At 63.6% G+C, this 22603-nt stretch carries 24 protein-coding genes and 1 tRNA gene; 14 read left to right on the top strand and 11 right to left on the bottom strand.

The features are described from left to right. Positions 1 to 15: 15 nt before the first annotated feature. The 3 genes from ACFDR6_RS15995 to ACFDR6_RS15985 all read right to left on the bottom strand — a co-directional run bounded on the left by ACFDR6_RS15995 (position 16) and on the right by ACFDR6_RS15985 (position 1420). Complete coding sequence (locus tag ACFDR6_RS15995) at positions 16 to 222, bottom strand: hypothetical protein (RefSeq protein WP_008145196.1); 207 nt, start codon at positions 220 to 222, stop codon at positions 16 to 18. A 193-nt stretch (positions 223 to 415) separates the two neighbouring features. Next, positions 416 to 691: a YiaA/YiaB family inner membrane protein gene (locus tag ACFDR6_RS15990; protein WP_212080023.1), complete on the bottom strand. Its 276-nt coding sequence runs from the start codon at positions 689 to 691 to the stop codon at positions 416 to 418. A 33-nt stretch (positions 692 to 724) separates the two neighbouring features. Further along, on the bottom strand, positions 725 to 1420 hold the full coding sequence (locus ACFDR6_RS15985) for a PspA/IM30 family protein (RefSeq protein ID WP_212080021.1): 696 nt from the start codon (positions 1418 to 1420) through the stop codon (positions 725 to 727). Positions 1421 to 1521: 101 nt separating this feature from the next. Between ACFDR6_RS15985 and ACFDR6_RS15980 the strand changes: the two genes are divergently transcribed. Beyond that, positions 1522 to 2130 (top strand): TetR/AcrR family transcriptional regulator, encoded by a 609-nt coding sequence (locus ACFDR6_RS15980; protein WP_375858833.1) that lies wholly within the window; start codon positions 1522 to 1524, stop codon positions 2128 to 2130. Positions 2131 to 2186: 56 nt separating this feature from the next. Next, on the top strand, positions 2187 to 3806 hold the full coding sequence (locus ACFDR6_RS15975; RefSeq protein WP_375858832.1) for an ABC transporter substrate-binding protein: 1620 nt from the start codon (positions 2187 to 2189) through the stop codon (positions 3804 to 3806). 97 nt (positions 3807 to 3903) lie between these two features. Here ACFDR6_RS15975 and ACFDR6_RS15970 read toward each other — a convergent pair whose 3' ends face one another. Continuing rightward, positions 3904 to 5247, bottom strand: a complete 1344-nt coding sequence (locus tag ACFDR6_RS15970) for a glycoside hydrolase family 3 N-terminal domain-containing protein (RefSeq protein WP_375858831.1) — start codon at positions 5245 to 5247, stop codon at positions 3904 to 3906. A 189-nt stretch (positions 5248 to 5436) separates the two neighbouring features. Here ACFDR6_RS15970 and ACFDR6_RS15965 point away from each other — a divergent pair, with 189 nt between their 5' ends. From ACFDR6_RS15965 to ACFDR6_RS15955, 3 genes are read left to right on the top strand one after another with little or no spacing between them, the layout of a single operon-like run. After that, positions 5437 to 6933 carry a DUF4153 domain-containing protein gene (locus tag ACFDR6_RS15965; RefSeq protein ID WP_375858830.1) on the top strand — a complete coding sequence of 499 codons (1497 nt, stop codon included), beginning with the start codon at positions 5437 to 5439 and terminating at the stop codon, positions 6931 to 6933. Between the two features lie 18 nt (positions 6934 to 6951). Then, positions 6952 to 7656: a response regulator transcription factor gene (locus tag ACFDR6_RS15960; RefSeq protein ID WP_375858829.1), complete on the top strand. Its 705-nt coding sequence runs from the start codon at positions 6952 to 6954 to the stop codon at positions 7654 to 7656. Continuing rightward, on the top strand, positions 7653 to 9239 hold the full coding sequence (locus ACFDR6_RS15955) for an ATP-binding protein (protein ID WP_375858828.1): 1587 nt from the start codon (positions 7653 to 7655) through the stop codon (positions 9237 to 9239). Before ACFDR6_RS15960 ends, ACFDR6_RS15955 begins: the two co-directional genes overlap by 4 nt. Here the strand turns inward: ACFDR6_RS15955 and ACFDR6_RS15950 are convergent. Next, positions 9236 to 9376 (bottom strand): hypothetical protein, encoded by a 141-nt coding sequence (locus ACFDR6_RS15950; RefSeq protein WP_008133926.1) that lies wholly within the window; start codon positions 9374 to 9376, stop codon positions 9236 to 9238. The genes ACFDR6_RS15955 and ACFDR6_RS15950 overlap by 4 nt on opposite strands. 79 nt (positions 9377 to 9455) lie before the next feature. On the opposite strand from ACFDR6_RS15950, the gene ACFDR6_RS15945 reads away from it, so the two are divergent. From ACFDR6_RS15945 to ACFDR6_RS15935, 3 genes are all read left to right on the top strand, one after another. Then, positions 9456 to 10025 carry an alpha-ketoglutarate-dependent dioxygenase AlkB gene (locus tag ACFDR6_RS15945; RefSeq protein WP_375858827.1) on the top strand — a complete coding sequence of 190 codons (570 nt, stop codon included), beginning with the start codon at positions 9456 to 9458 and terminating at the stop codon, positions 10023 to 10025. A gap of 240 nt (positions 10026 to 10265) precedes the next feature. Then, a complete protein-coding gene (locus ACFDR6_RS15940; RefSeq protein WP_317243842.1) occupies positions 10266 to 11195 on the top strand; it encodes an alpha/beta hydrolase in 930 nt (309 codons plus the stop codon). Between the two features lie 399 nt (positions 11196 to 11594). Further along, positions 11595 to 12818, top strand: a complete 1224-nt coding sequence (locus ACFDR6_RS15935) for an ABC transporter substrate-binding protein (protein WP_212080766.1) — start codon at positions 11595 to 11597, stop codon at positions 12816 to 12818. Positions 12819 to 13014: 196 nt separating this feature from the next. On the opposite strand, the gene ACFDR6_RS15930 is transcribed toward ACFDR6_RS15935, so the two are convergent. Continuing rightward, complete coding sequence (locus ACFDR6_RS15930) at positions 13015 to 14577, bottom strand: adenylate/guanylate cyclase domain-containing protein (protein ID WP_212080012.1); 1563 nt, start codon at positions 14575 to 14577, stop codon at positions 13015 to 13017. Between the two features lie 189 nt (positions 14578 to 14766). Between ACFDR6_RS15930 and ACFDR6_RS15925 the strand changes: the two genes are divergently transcribed. Next, positions 14767 to 15858: an enolase C-terminal domain-like protein gene (locus ACFDR6_RS15925; protein WP_375858826.1), complete on the top strand. Its 1092-nt coding sequence runs from the start codon at positions 14767 to 14769 to the stop codon at positions 15856 to 15858. Positions 15859 to 15903: 45 nt separating this feature from the next. Here the strand turns inward: ACFDR6_RS15925 and ACFDR6_RS15920 are convergent, their stop codons facing one another. Continuing rightward, entirely contained in the window at positions 15904 to 16566 is a 663-nt protein-coding gene (locus ACFDR6_RS15920) for a phytochelatin synthase family protein (RefSeq protein ID WP_375858825.1), read from the bottom strand. 263 nt (positions 16567 to 16829) lie between these two features. On the opposite strand from ACFDR6_RS15920, the gene ACFDR6_RS15915 reads away from it, so the two are divergent. The 3 genes from ACFDR6_RS15915 (at position 16830) to ACFDR6_RS15905 (ending at position 17863) form a co-directional block, all read left to right on the top strand. Beyond that, a complete protein-coding gene (locus ACFDR6_RS15915; protein ID WP_166813554.1) occupies positions 16830 to 17045 on the top strand; it encodes a dodecin family protein in 216 nt (71 codons plus the stop codon). Positions 17046 to 17205: 160 nt separating this feature from the next. Next, positions 17206 to 17517 carry a hypothetical protein gene (locus ACFDR6_RS15910; protein WP_212080008.1) on the top strand — a complete coding sequence of 104 codons (312 nt, stop codon included), beginning with the start codon at positions 17206 to 17208 and terminating at the stop codon, positions 17515 to 17517. 154 nt (positions 17518 to 17671) lie between these two features. Continuing rightward, positions 17672 to 17863: a hypothetical protein gene (locus tag ACFDR6_RS15905; RefSeq protein ID WP_375858824.1), complete on the top strand. Its 192-nt coding sequence runs from the start codon at positions 17672 to 17674 to the stop codon at positions 17861 to 17863. Positions 17864 to 18034: 171 nt separating this feature from the next. Here ACFDR6_RS15905 and ACFDR6_RS15900 read toward each other — a convergent pair whose 3' ends face one another. After that, positions 18035 to 18454, bottom strand: a complete 420-nt coding sequence (locus ACFDR6_RS15900) for a hypothetical protein (RefSeq protein WP_375858823.1) — start codon at positions 18452 to 18454, stop codon at positions 18035 to 18037. Positions 18455 to 18543: 89 nt separating this feature from the next. Between ACFDR6_RS15900 and ACFDR6_RS15895 the strand changes: the two genes are divergently transcribed. After that, entirely contained in the window at positions 18544 to 19014 is a 471-nt protein-coding gene (locus ACFDR6_RS15895; protein ID WP_375858822.1) for an NUDIX hydrolase, read from the top strand. A 60-nt stretch (positions 19015 to 19074) separates the two neighbouring features. On the opposite strand, the gene ACFDR6_RS15890 is transcribed toward ACFDR6_RS15895, so the two are convergent. The 3 genes from ACFDR6_RS15890 to cpdR all read right to left on the bottom strand — a co-directional run bounded on the left by ACFDR6_RS15890 (position 19075) and on the right by cpdR (position 21085). Continuing rightward, positions 19075 to 20184, bottom strand: a complete 1110-nt coding sequence (locus tag ACFDR6_RS15890) for an ABC transporter substrate-binding protein (RefSeq protein WP_375859122.1) — start codon at positions 20182 to 20184, stop codon at positions 19075 to 19077. Between the two features lie 389 nt (positions 20185 to 20573). Beyond that, positions 20574 to 20648: transfer RNA gene (locus ACFDR6_RS15885), tRNA-Val, on the bottom strand. Positions 20649 to 20725: 77 nt separating this feature from the next. After that, on the bottom strand, positions 20726 to 21085 hold the full coding sequence (gene cpdR, locus ACFDR6_RS15880) for a cell cycle two-component system response regulator CpdR (protein ID WP_007597092.1): 360 nt from the start codon (positions 21083 to 21085) through the stop codon (positions 20726 to 20728). Between the two features lie 331 nt (positions 21086 to 21416). On the opposite strand from cpdR, the gene ACFDR6_RS15875 reads away from it, so the two are divergent. Then, positions 21417 to 22307 (top strand): N-formylglutamate amidohydrolase, encoded by an 891-nt coding sequence (locus ACFDR6_RS15875; RefSeq protein WP_375858821.1) that lies wholly within the window; start codon positions 21417 to 21419, stop codon positions 22305 to 22307. Positions 22308 to 22603: the final 296 nt, after the last annotated feature.

The raw sequence follows: 22603 nt of genomic DNA, 5'->3' as shown, positions 1-22603 counted from the left end.
GAGAGGGTTAAAACCCTACAGCGTCTCCTGCTGATGCCCACAATTCTTGCAGGCGAACTTGACCCGGGTCTGGCCTTTCTCCGCCTGGACCCGGTTCGGCGCGCCGCACTTGCCGCAGACGGCCTCGATGCGGGTCGCGCCCTGCTTGACGACGATGGTCTTCTTTTCCATCGATTCGCGGATCAGGCGCTCGGCCTCTTCACGCAGCGATTGTTTCGACAAAGCTCGTCTCCGCCTCTGAAAAGCGCGAGAGCCATATCCCACTTGCAGCCGAAGCACAATGCGCCACGGGGATCGCAACCATCAAGACGTCATTCCGGACGGTTGCGGACGCGAGAGCCGCGGCGCCAGTTGCTCCGCGGCTCTCTTGCTTCTCGTCCGGATCAGCTCGAGGCATTTTTCACGCGGCCATTCTTCACGCGGCCTTGGAAACCTCCATCAGCAGCCGCTCGGCCTTCGCGTCCTCGATGCGGTTCACCAGCCGGCTGCTCTCGTGATTGTCACGCACGGTCTTGGTCAGGGTGATGCAGGTCTGGACCAGCATCACGATACCCATGGTGAGATAACCCTTCATCCAGACGTCGATCGGCAGGAAGAAGACACCGATGGCGACGAGGAAAGCGGAGGCTGCAAAGGACGCGTAAGTGAAGCTCACCCAGGCGCTGCTGTGGGGCTGGCCGTTCTGGTTCATGATGGTCTCCTGTTGGCTCGAATGATGATGGGGTCAGGCAGCCGGCGTCCGGTTGGACTTCAACCGCGCCAGCACGTCGTCTGCAGTCGTCTTCAGCCGCGGGCCAAAGCCCTGCTCCGCCAATCTTTCGGCGGTGGCGAGGGGACCCATCGCCGCATCGAGCTCGACGAGCGCATCGTCGGCAGCCTGGGCTTCCATCTGCCGATCGCGCAGCCGCCTCAGGGTGCTCTCCGCCTCCGGCAACGTGGATTCGTAGGGACGCGCCGCTTCGATGCCGCTGCGGCGAAGCGAGCGCACCGCCTCCGAGGCGCGGGCGACGCGACGGCCCCGATCGAGCTCGGTGATGCGGGCCTGCGCATTTGCGACGTGCCGCTTCAGCCTGATGATCTCGGTCGCGAACAACGCACGGGCCGTCATCGCCGCATCGCGGTCGGCCTCCAGGCCTGCGATGGCCTCCGCCGCGTCCCTGGCGAGATCCTCACGGCCGCCGTCGAGTGCCGCAACCGCGCGCGTTTCCAGATCCGCGATACGGGCGACGGTCGCCGCGAGCTTGCGGCCTTCCTGCTGATCCTGCGCGATCGCCAAGGCCAGCGTCCGCTTGCTGCGCTCGACGGCCGCGGCCGCATCGCGCATCTGCTGGTCGAGGATCAGAAGGGCCGTACGGTCTTCCAGCTCTTCACCCGCGGCTGCCACGCTACCGCGGAAAAGTGTCACGACTGTCTTGAACATCTGTAGCTCCTTGTTATGAGCGTTGCTCATGATCCTTTGTAGCAAGATCCCTGAACATCGTTCAATAAAAATTTGAGCGACGCTCAAAATTTGGTTCGCCTATGTCTAAAGCCTTGAAACGTCGAGAGAAACTTCGGTCCGACCTGATCCTGGCGGCGGAGCGGATAATCGCCGAGCGCGGATTGTCCGGTCTGAAAACCCGCGATCTCGCCCGCGAGATCGGCTGCGCCAATGGCGCGGTCTACAATCTCGTGGCCGACATGGACGAGCTGATCCTGCGCGTGGGCTCCCGCACGCTGCTCCGGCTCGACGAGGCGCTCCGCGCCGCGGTCAGCGCGGGCGAGGCAATACCGCAAGAGACGCTGGTCCGCATCGCCATCGCCTATTGCGATTTTGCGGCGGAGAATCTCCAGCTCTGGCGTGCGCTGTTCGAGCACCGCATGGAGTCCGACAAGACCGTCCCCGACTGGTCCGTCGAAGACCAGATGCAACTGTTCCGCCACATCTACCAACCGCTGGCCACGCTATTTCCGAAGCGTAGCCCCGAGGAGCTCGGCATCACCGCGCGCAGCCTGTTCTCGGCGGTGCATGGCATGGTGGCACTGGGACTGGAGCAGAAGCTGGTTGCCGTGCCGCTGCCGGCGCTGCGCGAGGAAATCGCTCGCCTCGTGCGTGCGATGATCGAAGGGTTGATTGCGCACCAGAGCTAGCTGCGCATGGCATGCGCCTTGCCTCCTCATCGTGCAATTCTCTCGAGGAGGCGGCGATGAGCGCATCATCTTTCGACATCAACCGGCGTAGCGTCGTGCTCGGCGGCCTCGGCATCGCCGGGACGACCCTTGCCCCGCGCTTCGCATCAGCGCAGGCGCGCAGCGAGACGCTGCTGGTGGTGCAGGAGCTCGGGCCGAACTCGCTCGACATGCAGGGCGTCGGCTCCAACCAGACTGTGAACGGCCTGTCCTGGAACTGCTACGACCGGCTGCTGAGCTACGCCTCGAAGACGCTCCCTGACGGGACGCTCTCGTACGACCGCGAGAAGCTAGCACCCGAACTCGCCGAGAGCTGGCAGGTCGCCGCCGACGGCATGTCCTGCACCTTCAAGCTCCGCAAGGACGCGAAATTCCACGACGGCACGCCTGTTGCCGCCAAGGACGTCAAATGGTCGTTCGACCGTGCGGTGAAGGTCGGCGGCTTTCCGACCTTCCAGATGTCGGCGGGATCGCTGGAGAAGCCCGAGCAGTTCGTCGTGGTCGACGACCACACCTTCCGCATCGACTATGTCCGCAAGGACAAGATGCTGCTGTTCAACGTCGCGGTCGTCGTGCCCTTCATCATCAACTCCGAGCTTGCGAAAAAGAATGCGACGCCGGAAGACCCCTGGGCTTTGGCGTGGCTCAGGAACAACGAGGCCGGCGGTGGCGCCTACAAGATCGAGAGCTGGAAGCCGGGCAGCGAAACCGTGCTGGCGCGGTTCGACGACTGGAAGAGCGGCCCGCTGCCGAAAGTCAGGCGCGTGATCGCGCGCGACGTCCCCTCCGCCGGCACGCGCCGCGCCATGCTGGAGCGGGGCGATGCGGACATCTCCAGCGGCTTTGCGCCGCGCGATTTCGAGCAGATCATCAGGGAGGGCAAGGTCAAGGTGTCGGGCGTGCCGATCCCGAACGCGCTCTGGTCCCTCGCGCTCAACACCGCGAAGCCGCCGTTCAACAATGTGAAGCTGCGCCAGGCCATCGCCTGGGCGATGCCATATGAGCAGATCCAGAGCAGTGCGTTCTTTGGGCGCGCCGTTCCGATGTACGGCGGAGCGGCAGAGGTCTCAAAGCCGGTCTGGCCGCAGCCGTTTCCCTATGTCACCGATCTCGACAAGGCCAAGGCGCTGATGAAGGAAGCAGGCTTCGAGTCCGGCCTGGAGACGACGTTGTCGCTCGACACGGGTACCGCCACTGTCGGCGAGCCGACAGCGATCCTGATCCAGGAGAGCCTCGCCAAGATCGGCATCAAGGCGGCCATCGAAAAGATCCCCGGCGCCAACTGGCGCACCACGCTGAACAAGAAGGAGCTGCCGCTTGCGCTCAACCGCTTCAGCGGCTGGCTGGACTATCCCGAATATTACTTCTACTGGAATTTCCACGGCAACAACTCGATCTTCAACATCTCGTCCTATCAGAACAAGGAGATGGACGCGCTGATCGACAAGGCGCGGTTCACGGTCGATACCGCGGAGTACGACCGGTGCGTGAAGGATTTCATCGCGCTCTGCATGCGCGACGTTCCCGTCGTTCCGCTCAACCAGCCGATCCACGATGTCGCGATGCAGAAGGCCGTCACAGGCTACGAGTTCTGGTTTCACCGCGAACCGGACTACCGCCAGTTCGTCAAGGGCTGAGGCATGATCCGGAAAAGTGCGCAGCGGTTTTCCGAAAAGATCATGCCTAAGCAACAACATAAAGCGCGGTGACGATTCATACTGATTGCATCGCGCTTTAGTGCCTATCGACGAGGCGGAGCACACCTGACGCCGCGCGCGCCTGCTCGAGCGAGAAACCCCGCTCCAGCCGCGCCGCGCTCGCGCGCAGCATGGCCGCGTCGAGCCTGCCTTGCCGCGCCCCGTCAAGGGCGCAGGCGAAGACGCGGTAGAACTGCGTGCCGTCATAGGCGACCAGCAGCAGATCGACGCCGGCATTGATCGCCTCGACCACAGCCTTGCAGACGTCGTTCTGGTAGATCGCGCCCATCACGAGGTCGTCGGTCATCACCACCCCCTGGTAACCCCACGTCTCGCGGAGGATGCCCTGGACGACGCGTTTCGAATGCGATGCGGCGCGATCGGGATCGACGGCGGTGAGCGTGACATGGCCGACCATGAGCGCGCTGCGCGAATGCGCCAGCAGGCCGCGGAACGGGAGCCAGTCGGATGCCTCCAGCTCCTTCACCGGCGTGTCGAGATTGGCGCTGAAATGATGTGTGTCGGCACGCACCCGGCCGATGCCCGGAAAGTGCTTGAGCGTGGCACCGACGCCTGACTGCTCCAGCCCGCGCACATAGGCGCTCGCGATCGTGCTGACGACAGCCGGATCGGTCGCGATCGCGCGCTGCCCGATCAGCGTGTGGAAATCGAGCCGGTTGCGCCGCGCCGGCGGCTTGAGGTCGACCACCGGGGCGAGATTGAGGTTGACGCCGAGGTCCGCGAGTTCGCGGCCATGGATCCGGCCGAACTCTTCGGCCTTGGCCTGCTGGTCGTCTGGACCGAGTTCGGCGAGCGTCGCCAGCGCCGGCACCTTGGTCAGTGGCGGTGCGAGATGACCGACGATGCCGCCCTCCTGGTCGGCCGCGACGACCAGCGGCGGCAAGCCGGCGGCGCGCCTGATGTCCTGGAGCGCCGCGATCTCGGCGCGCAGCGTCTCGACGGTCCGGCCGCGGATGTTGTGCCGGGTGACATAGACGCCGCCAATCAATCCCTGCCCGGCAAGGCGCGCCACCTCGGGAAACGAGGAATAGCCGACCATGAAGTGCGGTCCGAGCTGACGCGCTTCCGCCGCGCTGACGCCGAGGACATCGCTCTTTCGCAGCTCGAACTTCAGATGCGCCGCCGACATCAGGACCGGCGGCAGGCACCAGAGCATGACGAGCAGCTTGCCCGCGACGGTGCGCCAACGCCCGCTGCGCAGCAGGAGGATGACGATCACGATGCTTGCGACGACAAGCGCGATGTTTCCGGCGCCGCGCAATGTCAACAGATAGGGATCGTTCTTGTTCGCAGCCGCGAAGGCGACGACAGGCGCGGCAAGCCAGAGCAGAATGAGGCCGATATTGCGGAGCAATTGCATGATGCATCACGTGCTGGGAGTGGCGAATGCTTCGCACCTATCAAAGCAATTTGCGCCGGGCGAGAGGCAAGAGGCCGTCTGCACGAAATCTGCAGAAGACTCCTGAAACCATGCAGACGTTGATCCCGGCTTCTGCACAAGCACCCTTCAGACTTCGTGATGCCACATATCACGAAAGGTCTTTTGGACATGACGAGCCTTGCTTCGACGATCGCAGCGGACCTCCAGCCGATCAGGGATCCCGCCGTTCCGGCCAAGCTCGGTCTCGCGCTGGCGCTGGCCGCACTGGCCGACTGGCTGTTCTACGGCGAACGCATCGGCCTGTCGCTGACGCTCTTTGCGGTCGCGATCGTTGGCGTGTCGGTGCTGTTCAATCATGCGGCTCTGGATCTGCGGCGTGCGATGACAGGCGTGGCCATTCTGGTCGCCGGTCTCGTACCTGTTATCGAGGAGCTCAACACGCTGTCGTTCCTGATCCTCGTCGCGGCGCTGCTCATGGCCCTGCTGCTCGCGACCAATCCGGAAACGACCGGTCTCGCCGAGCGTGCCCGCGCACTCCGCAACTTCGTCCTGCTCGGTCCCTTCAGTTTCTTTCCCGACGCGCTCCAGATCTTCAACATGTCGGCCTTCACCCGCGGCATCGCGCTGTGGCTGCTGCCGGCAGCGCTGAGCGCCGTCTTCGTCGCGTTGTTCGCAGCGGCCAATCCGGTCATCGAGCAATGGCTGTCCCTGCTCAATCCAAAACGCATCTTCGAATATATCAGCGTCCCGCGCGTGCTGTTCTGGACCGCCATGCTCGCGCTGGTCTGGCCCTTCATCCATGTGCGCTGGCGGCGCAAGAAGGTTGCCATCGCCAGCGAAGCCGGTGCCGTAGAGCCGCCCCCGCTTCCGCCCTTCGTCTCGCCGGAATTTCTGGGCCCCGCCGCCATTCTGCGCTCGCTGATCCTGTTCAATCTGCTGTTCGCGGCGCAGTCGATTCTCGACGGCATCTATCTCTGGGGGCACGCGGCGCTGCCCGCCAATATGACCTATGCGGCCTACGCCCATCGCGGCGCCTACCCGCTGATCGTAACCGCCCTGCTCGCCGCGGCCTTCGTGCTGGTGGCGATGCGGCCGGGCGGACCGGCCGAAAAGTCGAGGGTGATTCGGGCGCTGGTTTATCTTTGGGTCGGACAGAACGTGCTGCTGGTCGCCTCGTCCATCCTTCGGCTCGATCTTTACGTCGACATCTACATGCTGACCTACTGGCGCATCGCGGCCTTCATCTGGATGGGGCTGGTGGCGCTGGGATTGATCCTGATCATGGCCCGCATCGCTCTCAACCGGCCCAACCGCTGGCTCGTGGGCGCCAATCTGATCGCGCTCGCGATCGTACTCTATGGTAGCTCGCTCGTGAACTTCGACGCCCTCATCGCCGACTACAATGTCGCCCACAGCCGGGAAGCATCGGGGAAAGGCGTGCAGATCGACATCGACTATCTCCTGACGCTCGGCCCGCAGGCGCTGCCTGCCATCGACAAGGCGATCGCGCTGCGACCTGCCGCCGGAGAGGGCTACCTTGTGCCACGCCGCGACCGCCTTGTAGAACAGCAGCGTCAGGACCTGGCCTGGCGAAGCTGGGGGTTTCGCAACTGGCGGCTCCGGCACAGGCTGGATACGCAGGCGACGAACCAGCCGGCGGGCTGACGGGCAGCGGAGAGTTTCTTGGCGCATCGCATCCTCATCGTCGACGACGAAGGCCATATCCGCGAGGTCATCCGGGTCGCCCTGAAGAAGGCGGGCATGGACGTGATCGAGGCGCGCGACGGCAGGGAGGCGCTCGCCCGCGTCGCCGCCGACAGGCCCGATCTGATCGTGCTCGACATCGGCATGCCTGAGTTCGACGGGCTCGACGTCTGCCGCGAGATCCGCAAGGGCTCCGACGTTCCGATCCTGTTCCTGTCGGCGCGCGACGAGGAAATTGACCGCATCCTCGGCCTCGAGATCGGCGGCGACGACTACGTGACCAAGCCGTTCAGCCCGCGCGAGCTGGTGGCGCGGGTCAACGTCATCCTGCGCCGCCTCAGCCCGCGCAATGGCGAGGTCAAGGCTGGACCCACCGCGCTTGCCCAAGGCGGCCTGCTGCTCGATCCCGATCAGCATGTCGCGACGTTTGCAGGCACGCCGCTGAAACTCACCGCGATCGAGTTCGGTATTCTGCGCGCGTTCCTGACCCGGCCGACCTCGGTGTTCAACCGCGAGCAGCTGATGCGGGCAGCTTATCAGCTCAACATCCAGGTCTCCGATCGCACCATCGACAGCCACATCCGCAACATCCGCGCCAAGCTTGCGGCGCAAAATTGCGAGAACGTCATCGAAACCATCCACGGCGTCGGCTTCAAGCTCGGCCGCTGCGAGACAGAGGCATGAGGGCGGCCCCCGACAAATGGCGGCCGTCGCTGGGGCTCGTGATCTTCACGGTGCTGGCGACCGTCGCCGTGCTGCCGCTGGTCGGCCTGTTCTTCTTCCGCCTCTACGACAACCAGCTCATCCGCCAGACTCAGGCCGAGCTGATCGCGCAGAGCCGCGTGCTGGCGACGATCTATGCACAGGAGGTCACGACGAGGCTCGACAGCGGCCTCGCGCTCGGCGCCGAGGTGCCGCCGGGCGTGCTGCCCGACCCCGGCGATCAGGTCACCCCGATCCGTCCCGCGCTCGATCTCACGGCCAACGACCTGCTGCGGCGGCGTCCGGATGCGCAAGCAGCCCCCCAGCCCGCGCAGCCTGCCTATGTCGAGATCGGCGCAAGACTGACGCCGATCATCCGCGAGACCCAGAAGGTGACGCTGGCGGGCTTTCGCATCCTCGATCCGCAAGGCGTGGTGATCGCCGGGCGGCAGGAGGTCGGGCAGTCGCTCGCCCATATCGAGGAAGTCGCGGACGCGCTGCACGGGCAATACCGCGCCACCTTGCGCAACCGCGTGCCGGACAAGCCGCCGCCGCCGATCTATTCCTTCAGCCGAGGCCTCGGCATGCACGTGTTCTCGGCCATGCCCGTCATCGTCAACAACCGCGTCGCCGGCGTGATCTACACCACGCGGACGCCGAGTAACATTTTCGATCATCTCTACCAGGAGCGGGCCAAGTTCGTGCTGGCGGGGCTGGCCGTCATCCTCGGCACCATCGCGATCGGCCTGGTGTTCTCACGCACCATCACGCTGCCGATGCGCGAGCTGATCGACCGGGCCGCTCGAATCGGCCGGGGCGACCGCGAGGCATTCAAGCCGCTCCGCCATTACGGCACGCGCGAGTTCGCCCAGCTCTCGCACAGCTTCCTCGGCATGGCCGAGCAGCTGGCGCGGCGCTCGGACTACATCGCGACGTTCTCGGCCCACCTCACCCACGAGCTGAAATCGCCGCTGACCTCGATCAAGGGCGCGGCCGAGTTGTTGCAGGATTCGGTTCAAGGCAAATCCGAGGGCCTGACGCCGGCCGAGCAGAACACGTTCATCGCCAACATCCTGTCCGACACGCAGCGGCTGGAGGCGATGGCGCAGCGGCTGCGGGAACTGGCCCGTGCCGAAAGCCTGCCGCAGAACGAGCGTACGGAGCTCGCGCCGGTGATCGCCGACCTGAGGAGCCGGTTTCCGACAAGCGATATCTCGGCCAGTGGCAGCCTCGACCGGCCCATCGGCATGTCCGGCGAAAAGGCGCTGATCGTGCTGTCGCATCTCGCCGACAACGCGATGCGGCACAAGGCGCGGTCAATCAGGCTGGAGGCGAGCTTTGAGCGGACGACCTTGCGTTTGACGGTGAGCAATGACGGCGAACCGATCTCGGCACCGAACCGCGACAGGATCTTTGATGCGTTCTTCACCACCCGCCGCGATCAGGGCGGCACCGGGATGGGGCTGGCGATCGCACGCGCGGTGATGGCGAGCCATGGCGGCTCGATCAGCCTCAGGCCGACCGACGCGGGCGCGGCCTTCGAGCTTCAGTTTCCGATTGCCTAGATCGCGAACACCCAGGCGGCGACGATGGTGCCGATGGTGACCAGACCGGCGATGGTCCAGCCGGCGGCATATTCCAGCTCGGGATGACCGGTCGCCCGCATGATCTCCGTGGGATCGGCGGTATGCTTATGTGCCATGACAGCCTCGCACGTTACTCCCCGCGTCCTATGTAAGTCGCTTGGGGCGCCAAAAGGTTCCGTCACGGAAATGCGAGGAATGACGCAGTTGGGCTTGTTCGCCGAACCGCTGGCGGGGCCTGCCGGGCTTCGCCATGCGGACAATTTTATCGATGCCGCCCTCGAGCAGGAATTGATCGGCCGCATCGCAGCATTGCCGCTCCAGCGCTTCCAGTTCGGCGCGTTCGAGGGCAACCGCCGGGTGGCCTCGTTCGGCTATCGCTACGACTATTCGCTGCAGCGGCTGGCCGAAGCGGAGCCGATCCCGGGCTGGGTGACACCTGTCGTGCGCCAGGTCGAGCAATGGGCGGGGCTGCCGGAGGCCAGCGTCCGGCAGGTGCTCTGCACCGAATATGAGGTCGGCGTCGGCATCGGCTGGCACCGCGACAAACCGCATTTCGACAAGGTCCTTGGCCTATCGCTCGGCGCGCCCTGCAAGTTCCGTTTCCGTCGCCGCAGTGGCGAGCGATGGGAGCGCCACACGCTCGAAGCCCTGCCGCGCTCGCTCTACATGATGGACGGCGAGGCGCGGTCGCAATGGGAGCACAGCATCCCGCCGGTCGAGGCGCGCCGCTACTCCATCACGTTCCGGACGATGAAGCGGGCCTGACCGGTCGTCCAAAACAAAAAATGCGAAAACAACCCCATGCACAGTCGAGCGCAAGCGTCCCGGGCCTTCGGAGGTGCCTTCCAAACGCGGCGGCTTGCCGCACCGGCCGCCGTTCCGCGCCAGCCGCCTGCCCGCCAAGGGTGCCGTGAATTCGCCTCAAGGCCAGCCAACTAATGAGACGAATTGAAAAGACGGGCCATATCTGCGAGCCAGTATGAGACCCGCAAGGCCGACATCACCATGAAGAATTATCTGACATTTTTCCTGCTTCTGACCATGACCACAGCCTCCGCGCATGGACCTGTGCCGGCCCGGCTCTCGCCGCCGTCCGATCTCATGCAAGTGGGCCTCACCGATTCCGACACTACCGCCGGCGGCACCGCGCGGCTATGCGAACGGGTCACCTTCTCGCGCGGCCTGCGCTACGGCGAGAGCGAGGCCCACGTGCTCGACGTCGCCACCAGCGAGACCAAGGCGGATACGCCGCGGCCGGTGCTGCTGTTCGTGGTCGGCGACACTTTTGCCGGCGACCGCGCCGCGCCGGAACTGTCGCGCCAGGTCCAGGACCAGGCCATGTGCTTCGCCGCGCGCAACGACATGATCGGGGTCCGCGTCAACTATCGCCTCGCTCCCGCAGCGACCTGGCCGATGGGAGCGACCGACGTGGCGGCGGCGCTGTCCTGGGTTCACGGCAATATCGACCTGTTCAACGGCGACGCCCGCGAGATCGTCGCAGTCGGTTACGGCGCCGGCGCCTTTCATGTCGCGACCCTGCTGTCGCATCCCGAGTTTCAGACCGATCGCGCCGATGTCGCCGCCGTCGTGCTGGTGTCCGGCATCTACCGCGCCGGCAAGGACGCCAGCGACAGCGAGAAGGCCTATCTCGGCACCGACGCCAGCCAATATAACAGCCGCTCGGTCTTCCCCGGCATCCTCAATGTCGACGTGCCAATCGTGCTGGCCTGGGCCGCGGACGATTCCGCGGGAACCGTGGCGCAGGGCGAGACGCTGAAGAAGACGCTCTGTGGCGCCGGCCATTGTCCGCGCAGCGCGCTGCTGCGCAGCCGCGACGGCATCGCCAGCGCCTTCGGCCTCGACGGCTCCGGCGACAGCCTCGCCGAGCCGACGCTGCTGCTGGTGCGTCAGCTGGAGGCGCGGGGGCTGCCGTAGCGGGGGCTACTCAATATCGACCACTTACACCATTTGCTGGGCCATCCCTCTCCCCCGCCCTCCCCCGCAAGGGGGGAAGGAGCGCACCGGAGTGCGCGGTTGCACTGCGGCTCATCGAAGTGCTTGGTGAATCACCGCGCACGCGCACCGTGTGTCCCCTCCCCCTTGCGGGGGAAGGCTAGGGAGAGGGGTACCGCACGGGGACTCTCTCGATCAGGGAAGCGCTCCGTACGCAAACCGCCGCAACGGCCCGTCAACGTGCCTGCCATTTCATTCGTCCACAGATGCGCTCGCTGAAGTGCCGCCAAGCCACACGATCGCCAAACGCTTGACGTAGATCAACTCCCCTAGGTGCGGAATGAGCCGACCTCGTTGGGGGCCAACGACAAGGTGTCGAGCATGCGCGTCACCGGCAGATTGCTGTTCGTTCTGGTCGTTGCCTCGACATCGCTGGGAGCGATGTCCCTGCAGCGCGCGGAGCAACCCACCACCGACAAGGAAATCCGCATCGGCAACGTCATGCCGTATTCGGGACCGCTCTCGGAATTCGGTGCCATCGGCCAGGCAGAGGCCGCCTATTTCGACATGGTCAACGCGCGTGGCGGCATCAACGGTCGCAAGATCCGCTTCATATCGCGCGACGACAATTCTGATCCGGCAACCGCCCTGGAGCTGACGCGCAAGCTGGTCGAAACCGACGACGTGCATCTGATGTTCGGATCATTCGGCACGCCCGGCAATCTCGCCACGCGCTGGTACCTGAACGAGAAGAAGATCCCGCAGCTGTTCGTCGCCTCTGGCGACGAGGAGCTGAGCCAGCCAAGCGCTTTTCCCTGGACCATGGGCTGGCAGCCCTCGTTACGATCGGAAGGGCGCATCTACGCCAACTACATCCAGGCCTATTACCCCAGGAAGAAGATCGTCGTGCTCTGGCAGAACGACCAGTTTGGCCGCATGCTCTACAAGGGCATCCAGGAAGGGCTTGGCGACCTCAACCGCCATGTCCTCGTCGACATCGCGTTCGACATCAATGACGAGCATCTCGACGGGCATGTCTCGATCCTCAAGCGCTCCGGCGCCGATATCTTCGTCTTCCTGGGCGTGCCGTCGACTGCCTCCAAGGTGATCAAGCTGGCGGCATCAATGAATTGGCGCCCCGTCTTCATCGTCAACGATGCCTCAGCCACCATCGCCAATGCGATGGCGCCGGCGGGCCTCGAGAATTCAGCCGGCGTGATCTCGGCGGCCTTCTTGAAAGACCCAAGCGATCCTGCCTGGAAAGACGATCCCGCCATGAAGGAATGGTTCGCGTTCATGGACAAGTATCACCAGGTCGAAAGCACCAACAACAGCGCGGCGGTCTACGGCTACGCCGCGGCCGAAGCGCTGTCGAAAGTGCTGAGACAATGCGGCGACGACTTTTCGCGCGAGAACATCATGCGTCAAGCGGCCTCCCTCAGGGATCACCAGCCCTCCGTTACTCTGCCCAACATCAGGATGAGCACCTCGCCCAGCAACTATCTGCCGATCAAGCAGATGCGGCTCGTCCAGTTCGACGGCCGATCCTGGCAGCCTTTCGGCGAGGTGATCGAGACGGCCTTCACGGAGGGCGCGGCAAGGTGAGGTAACTCACACGGACCTTTTGCTGGGCTACCCCTCTCCCCCGCAAGGGGGGAGGGAGCGCAGCGGAGTGCGTGGTGGCACTGTGCTTCGGCGGATCGCTTCCATTGGCAACAAAGGTCGGTTCCCTCCCCCCTTGCGGGGGAGGGTTAGGGAGAGGGGTATCACGCGGGGAGTCTCTCGATCAGAAACCGCACCCTCACGCCGGCTTGAGCGAGGCCAGCGCGTTCTCCAGCAACGAGCGGACGCGGGCGGCATCGCCCGATTTCACCATGGCGGGGTCGAGATAGAGCTCGAGCCCCGGCGCACGCTCGGTGATGACGCCGCTTCGCTCTGCCGCCCCGTCGGCCAGCGCGTCGACCGAATAGGGAATGACCTCGCGGCTGATGCCCTTCATCGTGATCGCCGGCAGGGCATGGGCGCGGACGATGTCGCTGACGAGCGCAAAGGTCTCATAACTCAGCACGATGCCGCCGGGCTCGGCGATCGATTGCAGGCGCGCGGCGAGGTTCGCTTCCGCACCGATGATGGTGTAGTCCATGCGGTCGGCGCTACCGAAATTGCCGACATTGCAATAGCCCGAATTGATGCCCATGCGCGAGCGGAACGGCTGTTCGATGCCGGAGGCGCGCCATTTCGCGTTGAGCTCGGCCAGGCGCTGCTGCATGCGCCAGGCCATCTGGAGACAGGCCTGTGCATCGGCCCGGTCGCCCCTGGTCTCGGGATCGCCGAAGAAGATCAGCATGGCGTCGCCGATGAACTTGTCGATGGTGCCGCCATAGTCGTGGGCGATCGCCGACATCTCGGTGAAATACTCGTTGAGGAGCTGGGTCAGCTGCTCCGGCTGCAGCCGCTCGGCCGTGGCGGTGAAGTTCTGAATGTCGGAGAAGAAGATGGTGAGCTTCTTGCGCTCGGTGTGGATGGTGACGTCCTTCTGGCCCGAGAAGATGCTCTTGTAGATCTGGGGCGGGATATAGCGCGAGATCTTCATCGACAGCGACGCCAGGAAGTCGTTGGCGGATTCGAGCTCCTTGTTCATGGTCTTGATGCGGCTCGCCTGCCGGCGCTGAAGCGACATGAAGGCGAGGCCGCTGCCCGCGGCGATCACGAAATAGGCCAGCAGGTATTTGAACGAGAAGATGTTGGCGGCGATCGGCTGCGCGATGATGACCTCCTGGATGCCGCGGACGTCGCCGACCTTCCAGTCCTTCTTCGGGCTCTCGGGATGGCTGTTGTGGCAGCTCACGCAGGCCGGCCCCATCATGACCGGCGCAACCAAGCGGACCTTGTCGTTGAACAGCGAGGTCTCGGTGTCCACGATCTTCCGCTCGGGGTCCTGGCGCAGCGCATCGAGCGCATCCTTCTCGAACTTGTCGAGCTGGTGCGGCGCGCGGTTCTGGAACGGGAAGTCCGAGACGAAGCGGTAGGTGATGTTCTCCTGCTGCGCGCCGATCACGCGGCCGAGTTCCAGCGACAGCGTCGCCGGGATCGGGATCGCACCGGGAACGGATTCGTAATTGTGCACGACCTTGGTGGTGCCGTCGGGGTTGGCAAGCACGCGCCCGACCACGTTGGAGGCGTAATAGCTGCGCACGCTCGATATCACCGAATTGAGATCGACGGCCTGCCGCCGCAGCGCGGTCTTGCTGAGCTCTGTCAGGTCCAGCCACACCGCAAGCGGCAGAGCGAGCAGGAGGAAGGCGATCACCGTGCCCGTCAGGATGCCGCTCTTGCGCTGCTCTTCGGAGATCTCTTGTTTCACTCGCTGGCTCCGTTGTGTGCGATTTGTCGCAAATCCCTCGAAATCCGCGGCAAGGAATGCGGCGGCACAGAGCCAATAATTGCTGGCCGGCGCAACCCCATTTTATGGTGGTCGGGCGAAGCGGCTTTTCGTTTGATCACGGATGCTTAAGATCGGACCGACTTGCATCCGTCCCGCCGGGAGAGACCCATGACCGAGACCATCCGCATCAAGCGCCTTCAGGCGCGACCCGTGATCGTGCCGATGAACCTGCCGCTCCAGACTTCGACCGGATCGGTCGCCAAGGCACCGCTGGTGCTGATCGACTGCGAGACCGACCAGGGCGCGGTCGGGCACGCCTATCTGTTCTCGATCACACCATCGGCCTTGAAGCCGCTGACGGCGATGGTCACGGAAATGTCAGCGCTTATCGCCGGGGACGAACTGCTGCCGTTCGAGATCGAGCGCAAGCTGGCCCAGCGTTTCACGCTGTTGGGGCTCGCGGGCCTGCAACGGCTGGCGCAATCCGGCATCGACATGGCCGCCTGGGACGCGCTCGCACGAGCGAAGGGCCTGCCGCTGGCACGCCTGCTCGGCGGGGCACCGAAGCCGATCAGGGCCTACAATTCGAAGGGGCTCGGCATCATGCCGGCGGGCGCCGCAGTCGAGGAGGCGCACAAGCTGTTGGCCGAGGGATTCCAGGCCGCCAAGATCCGCGTCGGCCGGCCCGATGCGCGGGAGGATGTCGCCGTCGTCCGCGCTGTGCGCAAGGCCGTCGGCGATCAGGTCACGCTGATGTGCGACTACAATCAGGCGCTGACGGTGACCGAGGCGATCCGCCGTGGCGAGATGCTGGATAACGAGGGTTTGAGCTGGATCGAGGAGCCGATCCGCCACGACGACTATGAGGGCAGCGCCCGCATCGCGGACGAGCTTTTCACCCCGATCCAGATCGGCGAAAATTTCGACAGCGCCTTTTCGATGCAGGCGGCACTCTCCGCGGAAGCCTGCGATTACGTGATGCCTGACGTGCAGCGCATCGGCGGCGTCACCGGCTGGCTGCGCGCCGCCGCCCTCGCCCATGCCGCCGGCATCGAGATGTCCTCGCATTTGTTCTCGGAAGTCAGCGCGCATCTGCTCTGCGTGACGCCGACTGCGCATTGGCTGGAATATGTCGACTGGGCCGACGCGGTGCTTTCGACGCGGCTGAAGATCAAGGACGGTTTTGCGTTGCCGGGCGAGGAGCCTGGGAATGGGATCGCGTGGGACGAGGCGGCGGTGAAGAAATATCTCGTTGGGTGACCGTCCTGGCGAAAGTCGCCGAGAGCCAAGGCGACATGCGGTATATTACTCGATGAACAGCAGTCCCCGCTTTTGATCGCCGTCGAACGTATTCACGGCGTCGAACAGCCGCTTCCGCTCGACGAGCCATGGCTGGAAATCAACGTTGACATCGAGCACGAAAACGAGGTCCTCGGCTTCGAAATAGCCCCCAATTGGGGAATGATGTCCGCTACCAGCGCCAAAGATTTGAGCGCGATCGAAATTCACGATGTAGCGTCGCCCCGGATCGTTTGAGCGACGCAGATGCTCCAGAAACTGCATCTCGCTGAGATCACGCAAGACCGTAACGTTCCGGCTGGTATGCGACTGGGCGACTTTGGCCAGCTCGTCGAGCGTGAGTCCCATTATGCATACCCCCGTCCAGCAGCTCCACGTGCCGGCCAACACTTCGCCCTCCGTCCTTGCCGCCTCGCCAAGGGACCGGTACGCATTCGCAACAGCGGCAGGTCCGCAGCGAGAGCCATTTGACTGCCAATCGACGTGTCTTTGAAATGTGGCTGCCACGGGCAGGTGCCACGCACGCTCCATGAGTTCAGGAGTACGTGTTACCGATGAAGCTATGGCTTCTGATGGAACGTGGGTTCGACTGACGACCAGGGCCCCGGCACACACCAGACCCACGGCGACAACGATGCTGCTGATGCTTACGCGGTGCCATCGCTTCATGGGTCAGAACCTTAGCGGCAATGACGACATCGGCCTGCAGAACTCTATTCAGATCAGAAACCAACCAGCGGGAAGAGCATTCCATATGCGCGTCCGTCCGGGCTGAAAATGCAATCGCATCTTGCGACGGGCGCCCGAGTTCCTTCTTGCGCGAACAGAAAAAGTGACAGCCAAACGAACCTTTCTCCGCGGCATCCGCGGACAGGTATCGGCGTCGAGATCCAGATGCTAGATTTCCCGGCCCTACCGGATAGGAGGACGACATGCCCGAGAGCGTCTACAAGGTCATTGAACTGATCGGTACCAGTAAAGACTCGTGGGAGAAGGCGGCCGCCAACGCGGTCGAGCAAGCTGCCAAATCTCTCCGAGATCTTCGCATCGCAGAGGTCGTCAAGCTCGATATGCAATTGGATGACAAGGGAAAGGTCGAGGCCTATCGCGCCAAGCTCAACGTATCGTTCAAGTTCGAGGGCACCTGAGCCTCAGCACCTCGCCCCTTTGCGGGCGAGGATGGCTCATTGGAAAAGGCGTGTTGCGTGGTCCGCCCAACTGGACGCTGTGGCATCCCGGAATTTGGCACTGGTCCGATTGGGACCGATATGCTCTGATCGAGGGGCGCGCATGAGACGTGGTGGCCCCATGTACATGGTCATTCGCAAGTACACGAATGTTCGTTCGGTCGCGGACGCCGCCCGTCGCGCCAAGAGCGGCGTCGGTGAGATCCTGAGGCAATCGCAGGGATTTAGATCCTACCATGTGCTGGATGCGGGCGGCGGCATCGGTATCGCCGTGATGATATTTGATGACCGCGAGAGCGCCAACGCAGCCAACGCAAAGGTACTGGCGTTTGTTGAGGCTAGCCTACATGATCTCGATCTTGGGATTCCCGAAGTGATCAGCGGCGAACTTTTGGTGGACATGGAGTCTAATGGGTCTTCGGGCATAAGGTAGCCCCAAGCGCCGCCAGTCGCGTGGCGGCTGTGGCGCTTGCTCATGTCATCGACCTGAAGTCACCCTCACGTTTGCAACGATCGCGTCCTGGACCTGCGCGGGCCGCCCGTCCGGAATATTCGACTCCGGGTCCTTATCAAGGAGCAGCAACGCCATGAAGCAGCACACCTTCAAAGCATTTTCCATCACAGCGATCTGCTGGACACCGCTCGTGGTCACGGGCACTACGATGCCGCCAAGAGATCCTGATGAAGAGGACGAGGAAGAAGACGAGGAGGACGAAGAAGACGAAGGAGAGGATGACGTTGACGAACCAGCGGTCGTGCGCGAGCCAGACGAAGACTAGATCGGCGCTTGTTCGGCAGTCGGCGCGATAATGCCCCATCGGCTGCTCCGGTCGGCAGGACCGAGTCCGGTCGGCTGTGCAGCTTCCCGAGTTCTGCTCAGGGTTAGAAAGTGCCCTGCCAGGTCCGATTTCGCTGGTCGGCTCGCCTCCGAAAAGCTGACCTCCGAGCGGCTAGCAAAGGGCAGCCTTGGGCCAGAAGGCGAAGTGGGCGCTCTTTGCAAAAGCACCAAATGCAGCCTCGTAGCCAAGCAGTTCGCCAAAACGCCGTTCACGGTCGTCCGACCAGGCTCCGGGTTCGTTCAGAAGCGCGAGCATGGCGTCGACCCGCCACTCGTGGCCAGGTAAGATATAGAACAGCATCCGATATTCGAGCTGCGGCAGGTCAGGACACGGTTCGATCACTGCGCGCCTTATCAATCGACCCGCATCAACGTGTCTGTCGAACATCCGCCAGTACCGAATACAGACATCTGGTTCACGACCGACGATATCCATGAAATACGCAAGCGGCTTCGCCCCCCTCAGCATCAGGCCGAGTTCTCTGTTGGTGTGGACCAAATGAGTGAGCTGAGGGTGCCATTCGGAGTGCATGTCGCGTATCTTGACCGGGCAACGTTGATTTCCGCTAAGGGGCAGAATCCGACATCGTCATTCATGAGTACACGCGCTAACGGTGCCCTATGACCACATGGCGCCCACATTCCCGCATCCGCGTCGTCGCGATCGGCCTGCACTGGCGGGACGGGCGACTGCTTGCGGCCGAGGTTCGCGACGATGCTGGCCGGATCAAGGGGGTGCGGCCGCTCGGCGGCGAAATCGAGTTCGGCGAAAGCTGGCGGGCAGCCCTGGTGCGCGAGTTCAACGAAGAGCTCGGCATCGAAATCATGCTCAAGGGCGAGCCCTTGATGCTGGAAAACATTTTCGTGCACGAGGGAGCGACCGGGCACGAGGTGATGTTCATCTCGGAGGTCGAGTTTCCTGATGCCGCGTTCCGCGACCAGGAGCGCATCGATTTCAGGGAGGACAATGGGGCCCACATCGTCGCCCGCTGGTTCGACCTGGACGATCTCGATGTCGACGGCGCGCCGAGCCTGTTTCCGACCGGGCTGAAGGGCTTGCTGCTGGGCGCCGCCAAAGGCAGCCCCGCGTAAGGCCTCTCCCGATTTTTTGGACGCGGCGCGTCAAGCGGGAAGTCGCGTTCTGTCCGGCTGCTACTTCATCAGCCTGAAGCGGCCGCCTTCCACCTTGATTAAGAACGCCGAACGTTCGTCGTAGCCGTTGTGATCGGTGGAACTCATCGTTGACAGGCCGTTGTTCAGATACACGTCCTTGCCGCGCTCGAGCTCGTCGCGAAGGGCGGCGCGAAATTCCGCCGTGCCGGGTTTCGCGGTCTTCATGGCATTCGGTATCGCGGTCTTGAGCAGCGCCATCGAATCCCACAGATGCGCAGCGAAGATGTTCGGCTTGTGCCCGTTCGCCTTTTCGTAGGCGGACAGGAATTCGTCCCGGACCTTGCGGAACGGATCATCCGCCGGCAGATCGTCCGCGATCGTGAACGCCTCGCCGGTGAAGACGGCGCCTTCGACGCTGGCTCCGCCGAGCTTGATGAATTCCTCGGTGGCCACTCCGTGCGTCTGGTAGATCTTGCCGGAATAGCCGCGCTCCCGCAGCGCCTGCTGCGGCAGCACGGCCGGCGTGCCCGCGGAGGCAATGAAGACGGCGTCCGGATTTGTCGCGATCACCTTGAGGGCCTGGCCGGTCACGCTGGTGTCGGCGCGCGCATAGACTTCGTGCGTGGTCACGGTCAGGCCGAAGGTGGGAGCAAGCCTGCTCACTTCCTTGTAATAGCCCTCGCCATAACCGTCGGAGACGCCGATATAGCCGAGCGTCTTCACGCCCGATTTGGCGATGTGCTTGAGGATCGCGACGGCCATCAAATCGTCGTTGGGAACGACCTTGAAGGCCCATTTGCGCCGTTCGTCCATGGGTTGGACGATGGCTGTCGCCGCGGCGAGCGAGATGATCGGTGTCTTGGCTTCCCAGGCGACATCGAGCATCGGCATGGTCACCGGCGTCAGCGAGGAGCCGATGAGGACGTCGACACCGTCTTGAATGACCAGCCGCCGCGCATTCTGAATGCCCTTGGTCGAGTCCGATTCATCGTCGAGGGCGATATAGACGATCTTCTCGCCGCCGATTTCCTTCGGGAGCGCCGCAACCGTCCGCATCTGCGGCTGCCCGAGCGCCGAGCCGGGCCCCGAACCAGACACCACGATTCCCACCTTGATATCGGCATTTGCGCGGGGGATGGCGAGAACCATCGCGGTGCAAACGCACAAGGCTGCAAGGCAGCGCCGGATCATGATGTCCTCCCGAGTATTATATTTCGCTGACGCAATGTCGCGCGGGCCGCGGAGAAAGTCTGTCCCTATGGCTAGGGACAGATCCGATTTCGGGGGAGCGGCGGCGGTCAATCCTGCGTTCGCGATACGAACGCGTTCGCTCCATCCTGATGAGGAGCTGCTATCGATGAGATCGTGTTGTGTCGGGAGAGAACCCCGGCGGCAGTCCGTCTACGCTCTTCGAGCTCCGTCGGACACGCTTCGCATTCAGATCGGTGGCTTGCCGAGCCGTAGCTCGCGGCGGCAGCCCGCCTGCGCCCTTTGGGCTTCGGCGCGGCATCCTTCTCTCTGCTACCGCGAGCGAAGGATGGTGGGCACGACAGGGATCGAACCTGTGACCCCTACCATGTCAAGGTAGTGCTCTCCCGCTGAGCTACGTGCCCTAGAGGTCGTCTTCTAGATCGGGTGGGGTCCCTATAACGACTCAGGGGAGCCGGCGCAAGGACGGAACGGGGCCGATTCAGGCCGCCAGCATCTTGTTCACTTCACTGACCAATTCACGCAGATGCACGGGCTTGGACAGCACCTTGGCATTCTTGGGGGCGTCCGAATCCGAGTTCAGGGCGACCGCGGCGAAACCCGTGATGAACATGATCTTGATATCAGGATCCAGTTCCGAGGCCCGGCGGGCGAGCTCGATGCCGTCCATCTCCGGCATCACGATGTCGGTCAGCAGCATCTCGAACGGCTCTTCCCGCAGCCGCTGATAGGCGGCCATGCCGTTGTCGTGGGACGAGACCTGAAAACCGGCGTTTTCCAGCGCCTTGACCAGGAAACGGCGCATGTCGTTGTCGTCTTCGGCGAGCAGGATCTTTGGCATGGCAGGAATCGTCGCATCCCCAGAGGATATCAGCAGAGGTCACTAAGCCTGACAGAGGGTAAATTTGGGGTGAAAATCTTAACCCAGAGACGGCTGCCGTTGCCGGCCCGTTGTGAACCGAAATGCGCCTCGAAGCAATCGAGCCGCGGCGGCTCATCCCCGCCTCGCTGCCCGCACGGTTAAGACGTGTTCCAACAAGGCATCCCATCTTTTCACTTGGCAGAATGGTTGCGATTCCGGACAATGACGACACATAAGAGCCGCTCGATCGGCCGAATCGATGTGGTCTGGACCCGCCAGATCCCGGCGCGAAGGGACGAAGCCTGAGAAGATGACCCGGTTTGACGGCGAGGTGTCGCCAGCCTTCGAGATCGTGGAGCCCACGCACTGGCGTGCGCCCGTCATCTTCAACTCGCCCCATTCCGGCTCGACCTATCCGGACGAATTCCTCGCCGCCTCCAGGATCGACCTGCCGACGCTGCGACGGTCCGAAGATTCCTTCATGGACGAGTTGATCGGCCATTTGAGCGAGCGCGGCTTTCCGACCGTGCGGGTCAACTTTCCCCGCTCCTATGTCGACGTCAATCGCGAGCCCTATGAGCTCGATCCCCGCATGTTCACCGGACGGCTGCCAAGCTTTGCCAACACCCGCTCGATGCGGGTCGCCGGCGGCCTCGGCACCATTCCGCGCGTGGTCGGCGACGGCCAGGAGATCTACCGCGACCGCATCCTGGTGGACGATGCGCTGGAGCGGATCGAGACGCTGTACAAGCCCTACCACCGCGCCCTGCGCCGGCTGATCAACAAGGTGCACCAGATGTTCGGCACCGTGGTGCTGGTCGACTGCCACTCGATGCCCTCGGTCGGCGTGTCCCGCGACGAGCCGCGCCGGCCCGACGTCGTGATCGGCGACCGCTACGGCACGAGCTGCACGCCGCTGCTGCCCGACCGGGTCGAGGAGACCATGACCGGGCTCGGCTATTCGATCGGCCGCAACAAGCCCTATGCCGGCGGCTTCATCACCGAGCATTACGGCAATCCCGCGAGCGGCCTGCATGCGGTGCAGCTCGAGCTCAACCGCGCGATCTACATGGACGAGCGGCGGCGCGAGCGCAGTCCCCGCTTTGCGCAAGTGGCGACCGATTTCGGCGTTCTCGCCGACGTGCTGGCGACCACGATTCCGTTCGGCGACCTCGGCCCGTTCCAGGCCGCGGCGGAATAGGCGCCGGTATTTCTTCTTGAGATCGTGTGGCCTGCGGATAGCGCGAGCGTGTCTTCGCTTCGCACGTTTGCGCGCGCTGAACTGAAAGCCGAAGCCGCAGAAACAAGGCCGCAAGAAAAAAGGGCCGCTCGCGAATGACGCAAGCGGCCCAAGTCTAGGGAGGAAACGCCCAAGGAGGGCAGCGGTAACGCCAAGCGCTACCGCACCGCAACAATATGCGACCGCGACGCACAAAGTGCAAGGACTTTTGAGCCGTTTCCCATGCAATATGCACATGGCTCAGTTGCTTCCACGGA

The sequence above is a fragment of the Bradyrhizobium tunisiense genome (assembly GCF_042263385.1).
Lineage (GTDB): Bacteria > Pseudomonadota > Alphaproteobacteria > Rhizobiales > Xanthobacteraceae > Bradyrhizobium > Bradyrhizobium tunisiense.
Note: the sequence above shows the minus strand (reverse complement) of the source record. Positions and strands in the feature narration are given on the sequence as shown.